Origin of the sequence: Geomonas oryzae, assembly GCF_004117875.1 — a bacterium.
Taxonomy (GTDB): domain Bacteria; phylum Desulfobacterota; class Desulfuromonadia; order Geobacterales; family Geobacteraceae; genus Geomonas; species Geomonas oryzae.
The window spans coordinates 966,347-986,250 of sequence record NZ_RAHW01000001.1 but is presented as its reverse complement, the minus strand read 5'-3'; the positions used below and the strand labels follow the sequence as shown (position 1 = coordinate 986,250).

Sequence of the window (19,904 nt, the reverse complement as noted above, 5' to 3'; positions counted from 1 at the left end):
AGTATCATGGCGGCGAATCAAACAAGGCCAAAGATTAGCGCATTTCTTCGGCGTGGCAAGGACGCAGCAGGGGAGACGGTGGTGACCTCCACTTGCAGGCACCGCCATGTCCGAATTAGCTGAACGTCACCCTCTTCAAACCTGGCGCTTTCCCTTGTGCATCTGGGTCAGCAGACGATCGAGCGACGAGGCGAAACGCTGACGGTCGGTGAGGCTGAACTGGGCAGGCCCTCCGGACACGAGTCCCCCATCCCGCAACTCCATCATGAAGTCCCTCATGGCGAGACGCTCGCCTACGTTCTCCTCGGTGAGCAGCTCGCCGCGCGGATCAATGGCGACGGCACCCTTGGCGACAATCCTCGCCGCTAAGGGGATGTCCGCGGTGATCACCACGTCGTCGGGACCGGCATGTTCGGCGATGTAGTCGTCGGCGACGTCGAACCCTTTGCCTACCACCACGGACCTGACCAGCTTGGTCTCATGCTTGGAGAGACTTTGATTGGCAACCAGGTACACCGGCATCTGTAAGCGTTCCGAAGCCCTGAAGACAATTTCCTTTATCACACGAGGACAAGCATCCGCGTCGATCCATATCGTTACCTTGCTTTCCACCAAAATCTTCTCCTTGCTGACTAGCGGCCGGGCGAGGGCGTTGCCCCGAAGTGAGGAGTCGCAGCTGCCGTCGCCCTCACCCTGGCCCTCTCCCGGAGGGAGAGGGGATGTGGACATCCTCTCGGCGAAGCGGATTATACGCAACAGGCGTTGATCCTCCAAGACATATCCAGGCAGAAGAACCGACCTCTGACAGAGCACGACGAAAAAAGGCCTCACCACAGGCAAGGCCTTTTCTCTTTCAGCTTTCGGTTCGAAGGAACAACTACATGACGCGCGGCCGGTTCCGGTTCAGGAACATGCGCACGGCAAGATAGACCACCGGCAGGATCCCAACGATGAAGAGGGTGTCGCCGGGCAGGCGCAGCCACTCGAATACGCGCACCATGGGATCGGCGAAAAATTCCGGCTGCCTCCCCTCCCAGTAGGAGGTGGCGAGGATCTTTCTCAACTGGAGCAGCCCCACCGGGAAGAGGTTGAGAAAGAGCATGCAGGCGAGCCCCAGGTTAGTGCACCAGAAGGCGATGGCCATGGCGCGGTTGCTGGCGCGGTCAAGGGGGACGAAGTAGCGCGCCACGAACATGAAAAAGCCCAAGGAGAGCATGCCGTACACCCCCATCATGGCGCCGTGGCCGTGGTTGGCGGTCCACTGGGTGCCGATCTCGTAGTAACTCACGATGGGCAGGTTGATCAGGAAGCCGAAAACGCCCGCACCGAGGAAGTTCCAGAACCCGACGGCGATCAGGAACATCACCGCCCACTTGTGCGGGAACATCTCGGCTGTGGTGCTCAGCATGGAAGTGCCGGTCGGAGCCCCCAGCCCCATGAACTTCCACGCCTCGTAGGTGAGAAGAAGCAGCGGGATGACCTCCATGGCTGAGAAGAACGCGCCGAAGGCCATGTGCACCTCGGGCTGTCCGCTGAAGTAGAGGTGGTGCATGGTCCCCAGCACCCCGCCTATGGAGTAGAGGATGATATCGAGGTAGATGATGGTGGTGGCGACCCGCACGCGCACCACGCCGATCAGCATGAAGACGTAGGCGACCATTATGGTGGTGAAGAGCTCGAGGAAGTCCTCCACCCAGAGATGCACCACCCAGAAACGCCAGAACTCGATCTGGTTGAAGTGGGTCGTCTTGCCGTAGAGCATGCCGGCGGCATAGAAAAGCGGGATGGAGACTGCGCTGTACACGAACAGCCACGGCATGTTTCCCGGGTGCTCCCCGCGCAGCCTCTCCCTCATACCGCGCACCAGGATCACCAGCCAGATCAGCATCCCGACCGTCAGCAGGATCTGCCACAACCGCCCCAGATCAAGGTACTCCCATCCCTGGGAGCCTACGTAGAACCAGGGGCCGCCCGTGGAAAGGGCCCCCTTGAGGCTCATCGCCTCCCCCGCCAGGCTCCCCACGACCACGACCACGAGCGCACCGAGAAGGACTAGCGCCAGTTTCTCCTGATGCGGCGGTTCCTTCCCAGCGATCATCGGGGTCAGGAAGATCCCCATGGCGAGAAAGCTCGAGGCGACGAAGAAGAGCGCAAGCTGCACGTGCCACATGCGCGAGAGGTTGTAGGGCAGGAAATTCTCCAGCGAGAACCCGTAAAAACCCGCGGGTTCCACGTGGTAGTGAGCGTTCACCCCGCCCAGAAGCCCCTGCAGGAGAAAGAGCCCGGAAACCACCAGGAAGTACCAGGCGACCGTGCGCTGCGACGGGGTAAGCTGCACCTTTTCCGGTGTCTCCATCTTCGACGAGTATTGGTCCGCCGCATGCCAGCCCAGGAAGTCGTAGCGCCCGAACGCGAACAGGGTTGCGCCGGTGCCGCACAAAAGGGCGATGAGACTCAGCACGCTCCACAACAGCGCTCCGGCGGTGGGTCGATTCCCCGCAAGATTGTCCGGGGGCCAGTTGTTGGTGTAGGAGTGCTCGGTGCCCGGGCGCTGTGCGGTGCTGGTCCAGGCGGCCCAGGAGAAATAGGCGGTGAGTTTCCTGATTTCCTCGGGGTCGCTGAGATATGGCCGCTTCAACCCCTGCTGCGTCTCAAGCGGTCCGAACCAGCCGCGGTAGTAGTCGATGAGCTCCGCGTGCGCGCGTGCCCTGGCGGGAGAAAAGGTAAGCTGACCGCTCTCCGGGAGATAACTGTTTTCCCTGAACTCTGCGCGCACCTTGGCCGCCGCATCCGCGGCGGAAAGTCCTTGCCCCGCAAGATACCCCGTCTGCTTTTCGCCGCTCAGGTGCAGGTACTCGGCGGTAAAGTCCGGGCCGAGGTATGCGCCGTGACCGAAGATGGTCCCGTACTGCATGAGCCCCAGTTTCTGGAAGATCTGCTGCCCGGCAATGACGTCGTCTCCGGTGTAGAGCACCGTGCCGTCCGTCACCCGCACTTCCCGCGGGACCGGCGGCCCCTCGTAGGCGTTGCGGTAGGCGAGATAGCCCATCACGGAAAATCCGAACAGGAAGGTGACCACTGCAGTCACCAGCCACCGGGGTGAAAGAACCAAGTTTTTATCGCGCACGTTCATGGAAACCTCCATTACTAGGTTTTGACGACAACCGGTTCAACACTTCGACTCTGCACTAGGCTTTACTATTATGGGAGATTTGGAGGAGGGGATTTCGAATGGCAACAAGTGAAGAATGTAACAGGCTCTCTTCGTGTGTCAAACATGGGGTGAGGAAGTGCCCATTACCCGGAACCGCTATCCCACGATCACGGCATTGGGTGAGCGTGGCGCACAGAGCCGGGCATGGGCACTCATCTGCATGATCAGTAAGCATTTACGCTCGAGACAAGCTCCTGCTGTCCCATATGCTCAATGCCGCTCCAGTAGATGGGCCAATTCTTGTCGGTGATCGGGTTGATGAACGTATCACTCACTGAAGCGGGCGCATTATGGCCCGAATAATAATGCCCCCGGTAAAGCGCCTGGTCGGGGCTGCTTGTTACCAAGGCCGGAGTGAGCCTTGCCAGGGAAGCGTCGAGATCTCCGTTCAGAGAATACGCAGCGGAGAAGGTGTAATAGCGCGAGAAGGTCGAAGAAGCGCCGGCAAGGTCGCAGTTGAAGGAGCTGTAATCGATTGGTTTGAGGGTACGACCGGAAATGGTGAAGACCTTGAATGCCGGGTTGTTCCCGAAGTACGGCGCTATGGCCGGCGTTATCTCCACCGTGTCCGAAGAGGGGAGCACGCGATATTCATCCATGTGGGTATGCCCGGCAAGGGTAAGTGAGATCACCCCCGGGTAGTTGGCGACTATCTGCAGAAACCTTGTCTGATACTGGGCCACCCACATCATGGTGGCGGTGGAAATATGGCCGTCTGCGTCCAGGTTGGCCGGCTGCGCCGTCGTGCCGAGATCGGCACCGGGAGGCGCGTGCATCAGCAGCCATACTTTTTTGCCCGCAACGGTAGCGGCGGCAAGCCTCGAGTCGAGCCAATCCAGTTGCTCCGCCACCGCGTCGTCATTCGCGCCGGGAGTCGGCGCCACCAGCGGAGAAAAAATGATGGTGTTCATCCCGATCACCATCAGGTTGGTTCCGGGCGGTTCCACGGAGTAATATCCGCCGGATGTGAAGGTCCTCTCGAATGCCTGACGGTCGCCGATGCCGGTAAGAAACGTCGTGTGGAAGAGTTCCTTCGTATTGGAAAGAAAGGTGCCGTCCGGCCCGTACCCGGTGTAGGAGTCGCCGTTGCCCAGCGCGAAAAAGACCGGCACTTTTCCGACGGCCGCGCGCACCTTTTCCATGAAAAAGGTGACCGCCTTATCGGTAAAGGCCTGCATCGCCGCAGTGTCCGACGCATCGCGGGGATTCGTGCTCCCGTTCAGATGGGAATAAAACATCTGCGGCAGACCGTGCCCGAGAATGTCCCCGGTGAAAATCACGAAGGGGCTCGCACCGAGCGACGCCTTCAGGCTTTCCAGGGCGACCTCGAGCAAGGGGTAGTTGGAATCCTTCCCCCAGGCCGAAGGGGATGTGATGGCCGATGTCTTGAAGACCGCATCCCATCCGCCCGCATCCGCTGCGACGAGCGCCTGGAAAAGCGTCCCGTCGTACAGAGGGTTGAAGTGCACGTCGGAGAAGACTACTACCGGAAAATCGCTGTTGCGGGTCGAGCTGCCGCAGGCGGCGGTTAATGCCCCGAGGTACAGGCACGCGACGGTCCCCGTCGAGTATTTCACGAAGTCCCGCCTGCTGATGCCGTACCTCCCTGATCCATTCCCCCCATTTTCTGCCATGCCATCCTCCTGGATGATTGAGATCTAAAGCTGTACCTCCGGCCGGTGTCGCGCCCCGGCATGCACTCCCACCCGGCGCTAGTTTAGCGCCACGGTGTAGCGGGCCAGCAGCTCTTTGCGGTTTTGCCGCAGGTTTTTCCCCGTTGGCTTCGCGGGATAGGGGCGCTCTCCCATCAATCCCTTCCAGAGGATGCGGTTGTACCTGGCGAAGTTGAACTTGTCTTCCGAGGAAAAATCCATCCCCTTCGTCACCTTAGCCCAGTATTTGGCGTCGTGCGTCGGTTTCGGCACCTGTGCCGTCTTGCTAAGCGGCGGAAGATTGACGAAAGGCGGCAAGGTGGTGCCGTAGAGGATCGGGGCGGGCTTGGCGGTAAAGCTCCAGGGCGCCGGTGTCGTGTTGAAGATGTCGGTCATCGGCCGGGCGAGTGCGTCGTTCAGGTTCATCGGTCGAAGCCCCAGTACCTCCTCTATGGTGCGCAGGAAGTTCACCGTGTTGTAGTGGGAGGAGACGAGCGCCCCCCGTTTCACGTAGGCACCCGCCACGAAGGCGATGCTGCGGTGGGAATCGACGTGGTCCCCGCCGTCCTGGGAGTCGTCCTCGATGACGAAGATGAGCGTGTTGTCCTTGTACCTGGGGCTTTTCGAGATCTTCTCGAGGAGGAGCCCGACGGCGTAGTCGTTGTCGGCCTGCTGTATCTCGGGGGTGTTCACCCCGTCGATCGCGGTGTTGAAGTTCCCGGTGTGGTCGTGCATGAGACGGACGAGGCTCAGCGCCGGGAGGTTCCCGTCCGCCTCATAGCCGTCGAATTCCCGCTCCCATTCCTTGAACCGATAGTAATCGGGGAAGGAATTATCGAAGCCGCGGTAGTAGATGTCGGTGCACGGGGCAAGCGCGGCACTGGAGGGGTACGCCACCTGAACATTGACGGAGGCGGGGTCCTTCAACAGGGCGATGCCGCCGGCGGCCATCGGGACGTTGTAGCGTGTCGTGTCCAGGAAAAACCCGTAGTTTCTGACCGAGAGCCCTTTGCGCAGTGCCGCGTCCCAGAGGTACCCCTTGTTCACTTCGTTGCCGGGGCCGTCCGGCGCGGCCACGTCGGTCTGTCCCGGGAGCAGGTCGTCGTCGTCCGGGGTGAGCGGGTTGGCCGCCCTTCGTTCGGCAAGGGTCGCGTAGGCCACGTTCACGCTGCGGTTGGTCCCCTCCGTATCCAGGCTGAGCCCCCTACCCGCGTATGCGACGGCATACTGGCGTTCGACCACGTCCGGCGCGCGCCCCGCCGTGGTCCACGCCCAGCCGTCGTTACTCACCTCGGCCGTGTCGTAAAAGTTGTCGAGCGTCACGAAGGTCCGGGCCACGGCATGCTGGTTCGGCGTGTAGCGTTCGCCGAACTCCGCCAGTGCGGGGTCGCCGTTACCCACCTCCAGGTCGCCGAGGATCTGGTCGTAGGTCCTGTTTTCCTTGATGATGAAGATGACGTGCTTCACGTTGGCCTGCAGTGCGCTCATGACCTCCCGGTCCCTCGCGCCGTCCGCATAGGAGAAGCGGTTGTTGGAGATCACCTGCGCCGTCAGCGGCGGCAGTTGGGCTGCGGCGGGAAGCGGGAAACTCTGGAGCCCGGCCTTGGTCAACTGCGGGTTGTAGTGGTTCGTAAGAAAACCGTTCGGGCGGGATGGAGGTCCGTAGCTGTAACGGAAATCGGGATTCGGTCCCGTCGCGGATTTCCCGTTGATCACGTAGAGCCAATTGCCGTCGGCGCTGGTACAGACCGAGTTGGGATACCACCCGGTGGGAATGAGCCCGATCACCTCGCCGCTTGCCCTGGTGTCGTTCAGCTCCACCACCGCGACGCTGTTCAGGTTGCCGTTCGTCACGAAGAGCCTTTTCTCGTCAGGCGACAAGGTGACGCTGTTGGGGTTTGCGCCACTGAGGCCCTCCAGCGAAGCGGGCACTACCGACGCCGGTGCGATGACCGGTATGGTGCCGACGATCGCGTTGTCGGCGGTGCGGATCACGTCCACCGAATCCGACTGGTCTTCGACCACGTAAAGCAGCGACTGGTCCTTGTTGAGCGCCATCTTGTTGGGCTGGCCGACGACCTTGATCCGCCCCGTCACGGCCGGTGCGCCATTCAGGCTGACGACGACGATTTCCCTGTCACGGATGCTCGACACGTAAGCCGTCGCGGTCCCGTCCGCCTCGCTCCCCTTCACGGCCACCCAGAAGGGATATTCCCCCCCGGCAACGCCCTTGGTCCCGCCGCTTTTGCCCGGACGCAGATCCAGTTCCGCTGCCGGCGTCCAGTTGTTCAGCCCTCCCCTGAAGACGGTTATGGAGTCGTTGTAGTAGTTGGCAACCACGAGCGTCTTGCCGTCGGCGGAAACGGCCACCCCGGCGGCGCACGGCTTCACTCCGATCTGAAGGTTTATCGAACCGTTCCCGAAGTTGGCGTTCCAGGGAAGACCGTTCCCGGTATTGTTGTGTCCCAGGGCAAGCGGTGTGTTCACCTCTCCCCAGGCCCCGTCGGCGATCCGGGTAAAGACATGCACGTTGTCGCTCACCCCGCCGCTCACATAGAAGGCCTTGCCCGACGGATCGAAGACGATCCCGTTGTAGCTGTTGGGAATCTGCACCACCTGCTTTTTCACCGGCGTGCCGGTTGAGATGTCGTAGATGAAAACGTACTCGTTGGAGTCCGGCGTGTACCAAGGGTAGGGAGTACTGGGGGTGGATGTATAAACGCGATTGTAGCCGCTGGTCAGTACCAGAAGGGTTTTGCCGTCGGGGCTTTTGACCGCCGTTACCGCTTGGCCCGCGAGCCAGTCCGGCTTGTCCGCCAAACCGGGGTTCAACGGCTCGAATCGGGAGCCCGACGGGGCAAGCGGCGTGATGTACTGGTTCATATTGGGAAGGAACTGCGCATCACCGACACTGCTGCTGCCGTTGCAACCCGAGAGCAAAGAGAGTGCTGCAGTCAGTACAAAGGCGAACCATAAGCCGGGTTTCATAAAAAACCTCCTCTTGTCAAATAGCTCCTCAATCCAGTCCGGTCGGCAATATTCGAGACAACAGTTCTCCAAGTCGGTCAGCATTATGAATTTCTTTAAAATTATTTTCTATTTGACGGATCCGGAGCCTGAAACGCAGTCACGACTCGAAGGCCAATCTGCCCCTGCAAACAGATTTAAAACTGCACCTGTACGATGAGGCCCCTGGAGGCATAATCTGACGCTTATCCTGCCGGCCGTGCAGTTAGAAGAGGGGATCGCCTCCCGCGTTGAGTCCTTGACGCGGGAACCATGTAGTGATGTGCCAATAGGAAGAGGTTTTGTTCCAAATGAAAAAAAGGAGAATCCAGTGCTTGAACGATTGAAATTAACCTTGGCCGCTTTGTCCTCGTTTATCGTGCTCTTTTCCGTGAGCCCCGTCGCTTTTGCGGAAGACCTCACCTTTCCGCTGGGGACGGCAACCCCCTCTGAAACGTGCGGCGCTTGCCATGGCGCCATCTACCGGGAGTACACCCTCGGCACCGGTAGCGATAACCGTAGTGCCCATGCACAGACGAAACACGGCAACCTCGCCATGCCCGCCAAGGTCAGCTCCTCGGCGACGGCTCATGCCACCGCTCTTTCCGAGTCGCGCGGCCAGGACAAGAAGGACTTTCACTGCGACAGCTGCCATTTCCCCGACGCCTTCAACATCAGCGACAAAGGTGCCGACGGCAAAGTAAAGCCAAAAACCGCCGCGGCGGCCAACGGCGGGCTCACCTGTGCAAGCTGCCACCTTACTCCCGACGGCAACATCCGCGCGTCACACAGCACGAGCGGCGCCCCGCATAAAACGGTGGTCGAGCCTGCGCTCCAGAGTTCCGTCATGTGCGGCCACTGCCACGGCTTCCAGTCCTCCGACAAACGGGTCCCAGGGAAGATGTTCCAGACCTTCCTCGAATGGCAGGAAGATTACTACAAGCCGGGCCTTGGAAAAGACCAGTGCCAGGACTGCCACATGCCCCGGACGCTTCGCAAGACCGCCGAGGACTTCGACGTTCCCCCCCGCAGCGTCGGGCGGCACACCTGGACGGGCGCCCATTCAAGGCAGCGTCATCTGAGCTCCCTTAGCGTCACCATCGTTCAGCCGTATGAAAACAAGCCGTCGCTCGACTTCGCGGTCGTGAATATCGGAGCGGGACACTCCGTGCCGACCGGCGAGCCGTCGCGTGCCGTCTACCTTCAGGTTGAGGTGTCGGATAAAAAGGGAGTAAGCACGAGCCGGAAGGAATGGATGTTCGCCCCGACCACGGACGGGCAGACCACCGACGTCATGGGACCGCACGAGTCTTCCATTCGTGCCGGTGAGGAACGGACGCTTCATTGGGACCCGGCTCTGGCACCGGGCGAGTACGCCGTGAAGGCGAAACTCTTCTATTGCACCGACCGTTTCCAGACCAAGCCGGTAAAGGAAGAAGTGACCAGCGCCACCCTCGTCATAACGGCAAAATAGAAATTTTCAGGGAGCTTCGCGAAAGCATGCGCGCGTTACGGCTGAGATGCCGGGAACGGAGCGTAAATCCCCCCCGTCCCCCCTTCGCAAAGGGGGGAGCGCGAGATCACCTGTAGAGTTTTAGTTGCAATACTTTTCGCCATTCCTAAATTCTCGGATGGCCCAAAAAGGGGGACGAACCTCGAGCAGTTGTTTCGGCCCCTGGCGAAAGCCAGGGGCCTCATAGTTTTCGGCTCTTTCCGCCGGCTGCCCGGAAAACAGCCCCCACAGGTCACCACCCGCCTTTTTTTCGCAGCCTCAGCGCACCCTGCAGGTACAACAGCAGCAGAGACCCTATCAGCAGGGCAATCCCCAGAAATCCGATCGAAGAGAAGCGCTCCCCGAAGAGGAACCAGGCCAGCAAAGTCGCGACCAACGGCTCCAGGAGGGTGCAGATACTCGCCGCCGTCGCCGAGGAGAAGCGCATCCCCCTGAAGAAGAGGACATAGGCGAGCGCCGTCGGTACCGCGCCTAGGTAGACAAGAACCGTCCAGGCAAAGGGAGGATAGGTCGTTACCATGCCGTGGAAATTGGCGACACCGAACAGTATCGCCGCACCGATGGCGAAACTGACCGCAAGAGACTGAAACGAGTCGTAACGCGCTGCGAGTCGTTGCGAGGCGATGGTCATCATCCCGTAGCTGAAGGCCGAGACAAAGGCCAGCGCAATGCCGCTTGCGTCCGCACCGCAGAGCTTTGACTGTTCCTGGGACAAAACCAGCAGGCCGGTTCCCGAAAGAGCGCCGACCAGGGCCGAAAGCGTCCCCCTCGAGGGCCCCTTCTTCGTCAAAGCGGCGGAAACGACGGCGACCATGACCGGCGCCGTGCAGAGCGTTATCACCGTTGCCACTGCGACCCCGGTACGGGCGACGGCTCCGAAGTAGCACGCCTGGTACAAAGCGGTCAGCAAACCGACGAGCGTCATCAGCCCGAGGTCGGCCCGGGCGATCCGAAACATCTCTCGGCCAAGCCTCGCCCAGCAGACCGCGAACAAGACGGGGATGGAGAACGCAAGACGAAAGAAACCGATGGAAAGCGGATTGGTGGCGGCGATTTGATAAATGGTCTTGGTGGAAATGCCGACGGTACCCCAAAGTACCGCGGCGAGCATGATCAGTAAAAGCCCGCGGCGCGACGCTGCGCGGGACGTGTGCAGTGACTGCATATGAAGTCTCCTTGAAGCTCAGAGGGAAAAGAAACACTCAGAGATCAAGGCAGAAAGGCGCAACTGTAGTGTGAACGCGGGATGCGAACCGGAAGGGTAGCCGCCAGACTGCCTTGCTAGGCGAGAATGGCTGCGGGAGGGGGCAGTATGCTTGAGAAGGGAAGATACATGCGGGACCTATATCAGTTGCCGGTACGCCTTGTCAAACCGATTGTTGATCAGCCAAGGCCGGAAGAGGCACCAAGCGGTACGCCGACGCGGGTCATGAGGTCCAGCAGGCGATCGGAAACGGCAGCGTCCAGTTGCTCATATACATTGCTTCGCGACCCGTGGAAGGCGACCAGGTTGCAGCCGGTGAGCGGCAACTGAGAGAACTCCGCTGAGGTAAGCGACAAAAGCCCGTAGTTCGTTGCGTAAAGTCGGGATCCTTCCGAGACCCAGGCACTGATGAGGTAGTCGATGTCGACGACACAGATGCGATAACCGATGGATTCAAGCCACGCGACATGGGACGGGACCGCCTCACCGAAGGGGAACGCACCACGTTCGGCATTGAACCCGAAAACGCCTTCGAAAACAAGGGTGGGAAATGATGATTCTATTACGCGGCGCGCCCCTTCAAGCACCAGGCGTTCGGCACCTTCAGTGTCGATCTTGATGAAGTCGGGAACTCGGCCGATCGAGCGCGAAAAATCATCCACCGTATCGGTCTCCACCAGGCAGCGACGCACCCCCGCTCCGAGCCGGCTCTCGCTTCCCAGCTCCGGCAGGATGCTGGAGGATTGCGCGGTCGCATCAGGCGCGAGGAAAAGCACCTGATGACCTGCAGTGGCCGAAATGGCCCGGCAGTAAGGGAATACGTTGGCGCACGGCTCCTCGCATGCGCGCATCGACAGCGCAAGGAAGTGCTCGGGGTGAGGCTCGAACGAGTACACCCGCCCCTCTTTCCCCGCCAACGCAGCAAAGAAAAGCGAGAGTTCCCCTTCGAAGGCGCCGATGTCGAAAACGGTGGCGCCAGGGGGAATCGCCAGCTTGAAAAGATCCTTCAGTAACATCCCGCACCTCGCTCTTTCCCGCTGAAAAGTCGTACCGCACGCGGCAGGCCGTTTACCGGCCGCATCAATCCCTATCGGAAGGATCAAGCCGCACTTTAAGAGAGAACACACTTCCCTCGACTCAGGGCAGACACATCTGCGACCCGGCGGACCGAATCACTCCTGAACGGAGCCGTTTTCCGCACACGCACCTTGGACCGTGCCCGCTCAACCAAGCCTTACACATCCCTTGATACTGCGTCTGTCAACGATCGCCTCCGGGGACACCGTCTCCCACTGTCATAAACACGAACCGCGTTCTTGCGCCGTCGAGCAAAGAGAGTAAAATTAGTTCCATTTAATTTTACTGACAGGAGGGAACGCTCTTATGTTATGGGAAAAGCACGTACGGCGTGCGGAGGCAGTGCTCGGTTCCTCGCGGCTCCCCGGAGCCGAAGAGATCATCTCCCTCATCAAGCAGGTCAACCCCACCTCGCTCCAGCTTTCAGAGGCCGACCGCGAAACGGGTTACCGGTTGAAGGACTCCCTGCAGAACCTGCTCCTGGAAAACTACGGCCAGAACTTCCGGCTCATCCCTCACCCCTACAGCGACGACATCCTGCTCATCAGACACAGATACAACTCGACCATCGACGCCTGCCATACCCATATCAGAGTGCTCTCGGTCAAGGCACTCGACGCCATCGATGAACCGGCACCGATCCAGGCACAGGCGACGACGAAGCCCCCCCCCAAGAAAAAGCAGAAACAGGTGAAGAGCGGCACTCCCGCACGGGAGGCCCTGGCCCTCGCTCAGCGCCTGCTGGTCGAGTACGACTACAGCGGCGCTGAGGAAACCCTCTCGGCCATCCGGGTCCGGGAACGAAACGAGTTGACGCCCCTGATCAAGGCGGTGCGCATCCTCGTGGAGGAGATGGGCGCGTACGAAAGCGCAGCAGCAACCATCCTCGCCCAACCGGACGACGTCCAGGCGGACCGGCAGGTGCGCGAGCTCCTGGCGCTCACCTGTTACGGCAGAGACATGATTCCCGAGGCGAGGGCCCTTTTCGAAAACCTCCGTCCCGACACCCTCGGCAAGAGCGCGCTTTTCGCCTGCGCCGACATATCCTTCCGTGACGGGAACCTCTCCGCCGCACTGTCGCTTTTGAAGCTTGCCGAGGCAAAAGAGGGGATCCTGCCGGCCGAAACCGAGCTGCGGAACAAGATCGAGCAGTCCATGCGGGCGGAGGCGGAGCCGCTTCTGCTGCAGGCCCGGCCGGCTCTGGCCGCAGGGGACCTCGATCAGGCTGAAGCGCTGATCCGGCAGGCTCTTGCGCGCTACCCGCACTATCCGGAGGGACGCGGCCTGCTCCGCGAAATCGAGGCGACACGGACGGAAGAGGAGATCAAGGCGCTATGGCTGGAGTATGAGAGGTCTGCATCACCGCAAGAGAGGCTGAAACGGCTCGTCGAGCTGCAGGAACTGGACAGAAACGGCGCGAGCCGGGTGAGAGCCCTCATCGAGAAGGAAAAGAGTGCACTGAAACTTCAATCGGTCGAACAGCGCCTGTGCGAACTGCGCGCCCTCGCCGCCGCCGAAGACTGGCCCGCCTGCTTCGACATCCTGATGTGGCTGTCACGCGAGGGGGGGACCGGGATACTAGAGGAGGCCCTCGCGGTGTCGCCGCTGTTTTCCGTGCTCCGGGGAAACCGCAGGCTTATGAAGGTGCCGGATGAGGAGGCCAGGGAGATATGGCTCAGCTTCGTCGCGGTGAAGGCACAGCTTCTGGCAGGCAAGCCCGAGGGATGTCTGGATCGCCTGGAGAAGCTCAAAGCGTACTTCAACGGTTATTCCTGTTTCGCCGATGAATACGATCTCCTGCTGGAGTTGAACTGGGAGTCCGTGAGAGACGCTGCCAGGGGCCTGCTGACGCAGATCATGTATGCCGGGTCTTTGGCGGAAGCAAGGAACTTCGCCGGCCGTTCACGCAGGGTGACGTCGAAACTCCCCGCGGACGAGGCAGCGAGAGCTCGCAAGAGTATCGACATGGCGCTCAGCTGTCACACCTACATCAACACCGAAGTTGACAACCTGGAAGACTACCGCCGCGCCCTTTTGATCGGCAATGCCGCGAGGGCGGCCGCGCTGCGCGGCTGCATCGGCAACGAGGAAAAGCTCGCCGATATCGACCGGGAAATCGCCGATTATTTCGCCATAGAAGTCGAACCAATTACCGTTATCGCCTCGACGGACGCGGACATGGATCTGGCGACCAAGCCGCGCTTCCCGTTGCCCCTGATCGGCGAATCGCTCCTGCACACGCTGTTCAGGGAGGACGATGAGACCATCCTCGTGGTCAACGTCGCAAAACGCACCGCAGCGCGGTACCGGTCCCCGCACTTCAAGGATCTTGGCTTTCTTGACTCCATACCCGACAGGGACCTCTTTCTCTTCGGCAACAAGGTCAGCCCCAACCACATGTGGCGGGCCAAGCTGTCGGAGACGGGAGCATGTTTTGTGGCCGAGGTACTCATGAATGAAAATTTCAATTATGAAGAGAACGCCTGGTTTCGGGGCGTACTCATGTCGAGCAGCAAGGACAACGATTACTACGCATGCATCGTTGAGGGAGAAAACATCAGGGTGGTACGACAGAGCCTCGACGTCGTCAGCACCGCGGTGAGAACCTTCCATGCCAAAGGCGAGGTTAGCTGCGTCGCCAGGGGATCGTACCACCCCGACACCATGTTCCTGGGGACCGATACGGGCACCTTTCTCCTCAACAGCAACCTTGACATCCCCCCCGGCCAGAGCCGGACGGCCCGCACCATCCCGATGGAGACCTTCGCCGTGGACTGCGAGAAGCTCCAGGTCTACATCAGAGAAGAAACCGTCAAGGTGCTGAACTCCAAGCTGAAGATCATAAAACAGTATCCCGATTCGATCGCGGGAGGCCTCATTTGCCAATCGGGCGTCCAGGGGGTATGCACCGAAACCCACGTCGCCCTCCTGTGTTTATCGGATGGGAAAGGGACCTTTTACAACCTCAACACGAACAAGTTCAGCCAGACGATATCGCTTGAACGGATCATCTGGACCGAAACGCCGACCAGGTGGCACGCCTATGATTACGACAAGGATGCCTCCACGCTGATCCTCTGGGACATCACGCACCGGTTGGACGCCCTTCTTGAGTGGCGGATCATCTGCACGGCGGATGAGGACGATGAAACGCAGGTAGCGAAGCTCAGACAGTTCGAGGACCCGGCCTTTTTCAGCCTCCCCCCCCGAACACCGGCGCAAGGGGACGCGGAAGACGAGCCGCTCAGGGAGGAGCACGACGTCGCCGACCCGTAATGGTCTCAACTTGAAGCGGCAAGCACCTCGGCGACCTTGCGGGCGAACTCGTTCAGCGCGAAGGGCTTCGCGATGTAGTGCGTCCCTTCGTCAAGCACCCCCTGGTGCACGATGGCGTTGCTCGTGTAGCCGGACATGTAGAGAACCTTCAGTCCCGCATCGGATTGCAGGAGCTTTCGGTGCAGTTGCGGGCCGGACATGTGCGGGAGCACCACGTCGGTGACGAGCAAATCCACGCGGCGCCCCTCGGAAAGTTTCAGCGCCTCCTTCGGGTCTCCGGCGATCAGCATCTCGAACCCCGCCTGCGCCAGAAGCTCGGCCACAAGCAGGCGCACCATCTCGTTGTCCTCGACCAGGAGGATGGTCCGCCTTGCTCCCTCCAGGCTGACCTTGTCGCCGGCATCGGCGCGCTCGGCAACCGCCGCCCCCTCCGCGAGCGGGAAGTAGCACTTGAAGACGGTCCCCTTGCCCGGTTCGCTGTACACCCAGATGTTGCCGCCATGCTGCCGCACGATGCCGTAGACGGTGGCAAGGCCGAGCCCGGTCCCCTTGCCGATCCCCTTGGTGGTGAAGAACGGCTCGAAGACGCGCTGCCGCGTCTCCTGGTCCATGCCGCAACCGTCGTCGGCGACGGCGAGCATCAGGTACCGCCCGGGGATGACGTCCTTGTGCAGGCGGGCGTACTCGTCGTCCAGAAGCACCGGTGCCGTCTCGATGGTTACCACGCCGTGCTCGCCGATGGCGTCCTGCGCGTTCACCACGAGGTTCATCACCACCTGCTCGATCTGGTTTTTGTCCGCCCTTACCGGATAGCTTCCTTCCGCAAGCGACATCTTGAGATCGATGCTCTCGCGGATGGTGCGCCGCAGTATGCTCTGGAAGTTGCCGACCGCCTGGTTCAGGTCGATCACCTTCATCTCCAGGACCTGCTTCCTGCTGAAGCTAAGCAGTTGCTGCACCAGCTCCTTCGCCCCTCCGGCGGCTTTCATCATGTTCCCGCAGCGTTCCTGAACCAGCGTGTTTTCCGGCAGGTCGAGCCGCAGCAGCTCGCAGTACCCCATGATTGGGGTCAACAGGTTGTTGAAGTCGTGGGCGATGCCTCCTGCGAGCCTGCCGATCGACTCCATCTTCTGCGCCTGGATCAGCTGGTCCTCGAGCAGCTTCCTCTGCGTCGCGTCGATGAAGGTGACCACCGCGCCGCATATCCTGCCGTCGTCCACCACCGGGTGCGCCCAGAGCTCGGTCTCCAGCGCCGTGCCGTCCGCACGCCACAGCACCTCGGCGGGAAGATGGGCACCGGCCCCGGTCCGAAACGTGTTGCAGACCGGACAGTCCTCGCCGGCGACGGTTTCACCGCTCACCCCCGGCGGGTGGATCAGGTCGTGAATCCGTTTGCCCAGGAGGTCTTCCTCCTGCCGGTAGCCGAGCAGTTGCAGGCACGACCGGTTGCAGAAGGTGCAGACGCCGTCCGGGTCGACACCGAAGATCCCTTCCTCCGTGCAGTCGAGCAGATTGTGTATCCGTTCGTCCTTGGCCCTGAGCTCTTCCTGTATCCTCGTCCGCTCCGCCAGCTCCTGCCGCAAGATCTCCGTCTGTTCCGTAAGACGCTGGAAGGCGTCGTTGACTACGTTCCCGACGATGTCGAATTCGGTAACGCCGGTCGGCTCCACCCTTCTGGATGAACTTACCGCCGCAACCATGCTCTCCACCGGGCGCTGCAGGTTTTTCCTGAGCACCAGGAATATACCGAAGACCATGAGAACGCAGCCGGTGGCGACGAGCGGAACAAGCATGCCGATCTTGCCTTCCTGCAGCAGGGTGTTGCGGACCCTGCTTACCGTCACCACCTTCCATCCCCACATGGGGAAGAGCTGGCCGAAGGTTCCGACGACCTCGTCTCCGATCTCTATGGAACGGTACCCGTCCGCCGCCTGGGCCGCGACGATCCGTGTGACGGGGATGGGTAGCGTCGTATAGAGCACGGCTCCCTTGGAGTCCATGAGGACGCCGCCGTGGCCGGGTGCGGACCAGAGCAGTCGCAGCGCCTCCATCACGCTTTTTTGTTTCGCTTCGGTTACTTCGTCATTTCCGGCGAGCAGGGCGGCGGTGAGGTCGTTGGCGGCAGTGGTGAGGACCTTGCGCACTTCGCCGTTGGCGGAGGCGAGGGTAAAGCGGACGTAGTCGTCGTGGACCCGGACGGTGATTGACTTGATGAGGAAAAGCAGAGCGAAGAAGACGACGGCGATGACGACGAGGCTGGGGGCTATCAGCTTGAAGCCGAGGCTTTTTCTATCGAATGCCATTACCTGCGTCCTTGAACATGTCGCGGATTCGGAAGACACCGACGAGGAAGTCCCGGTCGGGGGTGACGAAACCGTGCTTCACCTCGTCGTCCCAGTGGCTGACGAGCTCCCTGTCCCGGGCATTGGTAAGGGGTTTGAGCTTCAGCAAGGATGAAACGAGCCGGTCGCGCACCTTCGCGGGAAACGTGGGGAGGGCGCAGACGGCAAAATTGGGCAGGGGTTCCGAACGGGAGAGGACATGCAGCTTTTCACGGGAGACCTTCTGGTAGAGGCTCTCCTTTATTCCAGCCGCGGCGATGTCGCCGGTCAGCAGTGCGGATACGAGCTTGTCCTGGCTGCTGAGGAACACGGGGGATATGTCCGGCATGTAGACCCCGGCATCCTTGAGCATCCTCACCGGCACCACGTGTGCCGCGGTGGAGCCCTTGAAAAAGCCTACCCGCTTCCCTTTCAGGTCGCGCAGGTTCCGGATCGCCTGATCGCTCGACACGAAAACGGAGTGGTACACCGGTTTGCCGTTTTGAGCGAGCGCGACCAGAACGGGTCTTGCGCCGCAGGCCTCATAGGCGCGGGCGAGCGGAACCGGACCGGTGAAGGCCGCAGAGATCTTTCCGTTGCAGATGTCGTTGAGAAATTCGGCGTGATTCGGGTAGAGCTGGAGCTGCCATTTGTCACCGGTGGTCTTGCTGAGATAATTCACCACCGGTGTGAAAAGCGTCCAGATCTTCTCGGGACTGTAATAGGGAACGACGGCGAAGGTATACGTATCCTGTGATGCAGCACAGGCAACGTGCGCCGTCAGTAACAGGTTAAGGAAGAGACAACAGCCGGCGGCAAGTCTATTCATCGAAACACCTCGTGTCCCGAATAGGTATAACACACCGGCATCGGCCTACTCATAGGTGATTTCGAAAGAAACCTTTACCGAAGATATGATAACAATAATTGCGCCAGATCCAGTGCCATGCCGTTATCGCCCGAGATAGGTGTCTATCATCCTGCGCAGTTCAGCGATTCCGACTTTACCGTTGCTATCCACGTCGGCACATGGAGCGATGCTCTTCAGGTCATTCCAATGACCGGTCACGATAGATTTACTCAAGGACGTATTGCGTTTTCATACCGGCTGTTCTAGAATCCGGGGCCTTAGAGAGAGTAATACATGATTCAAGAAACCAACTTCACCTACCGCCCCATCGGGCTTTTAAAATCCCCCTATGCACGCCGCATCGACGCACCGCACCAGGGCACGGTGGTGGAGGGAACGCAGAGCGGCGAACCCGCATCGGCAACCCTTGTGCTCGAGGAATGGCTGGACGAGAAGGTCATTCAGGACTTGAGCGGCTTCGACAGGCTCTGGCTCATCTTCGCCTTTCACCTGAGCGAAGGGTGGAGAAGCAGCGTCAAACCGCCACGTGGGGGACCGAAACGGGGAGTGCTGGCCACCAGGTCGCCGCACCGCCCAAACTCAATCGGACTGTCAGCCGTCGAGCTGGTCGGGATCGAAGGAAAAACGCTGCACCTGCGCGGCGTGGACCTTCTGGACGGGACGCCCGTCCTCGACATAAAACCTTACGTCCCCTACGCCGACGCGTTTCCCGACGCAAAGGCGGGATGGATCGACGAGCTCGATGCCGCGCTCGGCCGCGGCTACGCACCCGGTCCGCGCAGGCCGAGATAGGCGCCCGCACCCCGGTGCGCTGCCACCGCCATCCGCGGGCCACGGCGCTGTTTACCACACAAGCGCCACATTAGTCGGGCAAAATAGCCTTTCGACAACGTCATATCTCCCCTCCGGCATCGCCGACGTCCCCACAATTGTCCCCGGAGCAACCACACCGTCCCCCTCCGGGACACCCGCTCCACAGACGCACGACGCAAACTCCCCGTCCGCCGCACCTTTGGCTGATGGCACGCCCCCTGCTCTACCCCCTGTCGATACACCGGCCGCGCCCCTTTCCTGTCTTCGTGCGGGACAACGGGTGCAGCCGCACTTCACCGGGGATGGAGAAAAAACATGTTTTCTGATCATTTACTTGCAAGAATCGGCAGCGACGGACCGGCTCTGGAAAAATCGCTCATCCAGGAGACGAGAAAGATCTTCTCGACCCTCCTCGGCATGGACCACCTGCTGCACCTGCCTCTCTCGGTCGATCCCGCCTCCAACTTCGCCGACTGCATCAGCGGCCTGGTCGGCCTTGCCGGAGAATACAACGGCCTGGTGAGCCTGCACGTCTCGACGCACCTCGCGCATCGCATGGCCTGCCAGATGCTCGATATCGATGAACCCACCGACGAGGAGGTGGAGGACGCCCTGGGCGAAGTCGCCAACGTCCTCGCCGGCGCCTTCAAGCGCTACCTCTCCGAGGAGTCCTTAGCGATCCGGCTTTCCACCCCTTCCATCGTCTCTGGAAAGCAGTACGTGATCCACGTGGCCAAGAAACCGGAGGTGATGACGCTGCTCTTCGATCTGGAGGACGAGTGGTTCATCGCGGCGCTCGCCGTGGAACGGGATTGATATCAGAACCTGAACACCCCTTTTGTCGCGATTGTGCAGAGGCTGAACACCCGGCACGAAATGGATTTTCAAGTTCCAGGATAAGTTCCAGTAATTACACGATTTATCGCACTGACGTTTTCACGGCACGCTGGCATCTTA

General features: G+C 60.6%; 12 protein-coding genes. 4 read left to right on the top strand and 8 right to left on the bottom strand.

Going from position 1 to position 19,904, the window contains the following annotated elements; all coding sequences use genetic code 11:
* Positions 1 to 135: 135 nt before the first annotated feature.
* From D6Z24_RS04380 to D6Z24_RS04365, 4 genes are all read right to left on the bottom strand, one after another.
* Complete coding sequence (locus D6Z24_RS04380) at positions 136 to 594, bottom strand: YaiI/YqxD family protein (protein ID WP_407925405.1); 459 nt, start codon at positions 592 to 594, stop codon at positions 136 to 138.
* A 283-nt stretch (positions 595 to 877) separates the two neighbouring features.
* On the bottom strand, positions 878 to 3,133 hold the full coding sequence (locus D6Z24_RS04375) for a nitric-oxide reductase large subunit (protein WP_129125302.1): 2,256 nt from the start codon (positions 3,131 to 3,133) through the stop codon (positions 878 to 880).
* 245 nt (positions 3,134 to 3,378) lie between these two features.
* Complete coding sequence (locus tag D6Z24_RS04370; RefSeq protein WP_129125301.1) at positions 3,379 to 4,848, bottom strand: metallophosphoesterase; 1,470 nt, start codon at positions 4,846 to 4,848, stop codon at positions 3,379 to 3,381.
* Between the two features lie 78 nt (positions 4,849 to 4,926).
* Positions 4,927 to 7,854, bottom strand: coding sequence for a beta-propeller fold lactonase family protein (locus D6Z24_RS04365; protein ID WP_198419504.1), 2,928 nt, complete (start codon positions 7,852 to 7,854; stop codon positions 4,927 to 4,929).
* A gap of 349 nt (positions 7,855 to 8,203) precedes the next feature.
* Here D6Z24_RS04365 and D6Z24_RS04360 point away from each other — a divergent pair, with 349 nt between their 5' ends.
* The gene (locus tag D6Z24_RS04360) at positions 8,204 to 9,346 is read left to right on the top strand and encodes a hypothetical protein (protein ID WP_129125300.1); all 1,143 of its coding nucleotides are present in this window, start codon (positions 8,204 to 8,206) and stop codon (positions 9,344 to 9,346) included.
* A gap of 271 nt (positions 9,347 to 9,617) precedes the next feature.
* On the opposite strand, the gene D6Z24_RS04355 is transcribed toward D6Z24_RS04360, so the two are convergent.
* Positions 9,618 to 10,550, bottom strand: coding sequence for a DMT family transporter (locus tag D6Z24_RS04355; RefSeq protein ID WP_129125299.1), 933 nt, complete (start codon positions 10,548 to 10,550; stop codon positions 9,618 to 9,620).
* A 218-nt stretch (positions 10,551 to 10,768) separates the two neighbouring features.
* On the bottom strand, positions 10,769 to 11,605 hold the full coding sequence (locus D6Z24_RS04350) for an FkbM family methyltransferase (protein ID WP_129125298.1): 837 nt from the start codon (positions 11,603 to 11,605) through the stop codon (positions 10,769 to 10,771).
* Positions 11,606 to 11,972: 367 nt separating this feature from the next.
* Between D6Z24_RS04350 and D6Z24_RS04345 the strand changes: the two genes are divergently transcribed.
* Complete coding sequence (locus D6Z24_RS04345) at positions 11,973 to 14,942, top strand: ATP-binding protein (protein WP_129125297.1); 2,970 nt, start codon at positions 11,973 to 11,975, stop codon at positions 14,940 to 14,942.
* A 5-nt stretch (positions 14,943 to 14,947) separates the two neighbouring features.
* Here D6Z24_RS04345 and D6Z24_RS04340 read toward each other — a convergent pair whose 3' ends face one another.
* Entirely contained in the window at positions 14,948 to 17,245 is a 2,298-nt protein-coding gene (locus tag D6Z24_RS04340) for an ATP-binding protein (protein WP_129125296.1), read from the bottom strand.
* Positions 17,232 to 18,092, bottom strand: a complete 861-nt coding sequence (locus D6Z24_RS04335) for a PhnD/SsuA/transferrin family substrate-binding protein (protein ID WP_129125295.1) — start codon at positions 18,090 to 18,092, stop codon at positions 17,232 to 17,234. Before D6Z24_RS04335 ends, D6Z24_RS04340 begins: the two co-directional genes overlap by 14 nt.
* Before the next feature lie 315 nt (positions 18,093 to 18,407).
* Here D6Z24_RS04335 and tsaA point away from each other — a divergent pair, with 315 nt between their 5' ends.
* Together tsaA and D6Z24_RS04325 are read left to right on the top strand one after the other, a co-directional pair.
* Entirely contained in the window at positions 18,408 to 18,926 is a 519-nt protein-coding gene (gene tsaA / locus D6Z24_RS04330) for a tRNA (N6-threonylcarbamoyladenosine(37)-N6)-methyltransferase TrmO (RefSeq protein ID WP_129125294.1), read from the top strand.
* A gap of 336 nt (positions 18,927 to 19,262) precedes the next feature.
* Entirely contained in the window at positions 19,263 to 19,763 is a 501-nt protein-coding gene (locus D6Z24_RS04325) for a chemotaxis protein CheX (protein ID WP_129125293.1), read from the top strand.
* Positions 19,764 to 19,904 lie beyond the last annotated feature (141 nt).

Coding starts and splice junctions, on each gene's coding strand:
- D6Z24_RS04375 (WP_129125302.1), bottom strand. CDS start 3,133: ATGAACGTGCGCGATAAAAACTTGGTTCTTTCACCCCGGTGGCTGGTG.
- D6Z24_RS04370 (WP_129125301.1), bottom strand. CDS start 4,848: ATGGCAGAAAATGGGGGGAATGGATCAGGGAGGTACGGCATCAGCAGG.
- D6Z24_RS04365 (WP_198419504.1), bottom strand. CDS start 7,854: ATGAAACCCGGCTTATGGTTCGCCTTTGTACTGACTGCAGCACTCTCT.
- D6Z24_RS04355 (WP_129125299.1), bottom strand. CDS start 10,550: ATGCAGTCACTGCACACGTCCCGCGCAGCGTCGCGCCGCGGGCTTTTA.
- D6Z24_RS04350 (WP_129125298.1), bottom strand. CDS start 11,605: ATGTTACTGAAGGATCTTTTCAAGCTGGCGATTCCCCCTGGCGCCACC.
- D6Z24_RS04345 (WP_129125297.1), top strand. CDS start 11,973: ATGTTATGGGAAAAGCACGTACGGCGTGCGGAGGCAGTGCTCGGTTCC.
- D6Z24_RS04340 (WP_129125296.1), bottom strand. CDS start 17,245: ATGGCATTCGATAGAAAAAGCCTCGGCTTCAAGCTGATAGCCCCCAGC.
- D6Z24_RS04335 (WP_129125295.1), bottom strand. CDS start 18,092: ATGAATAGACTTGCCGCCGGCTGTTGTCTCTTCCTTAACCTGTTACTG.
- tsaA (WP_129125294.1), top strand. CDS start 18,408: ATGATTCAAGAAACCAACTTCACCTACCGCCCCATCGGGCTTTTAAAA.
- D6Z24_RS04325 (WP_129125293.1), top strand. CDS start 19,263: ATGTTTTCTGATCATTTACTTGCAAGAATCGGCAGCGACGGACCGGCT.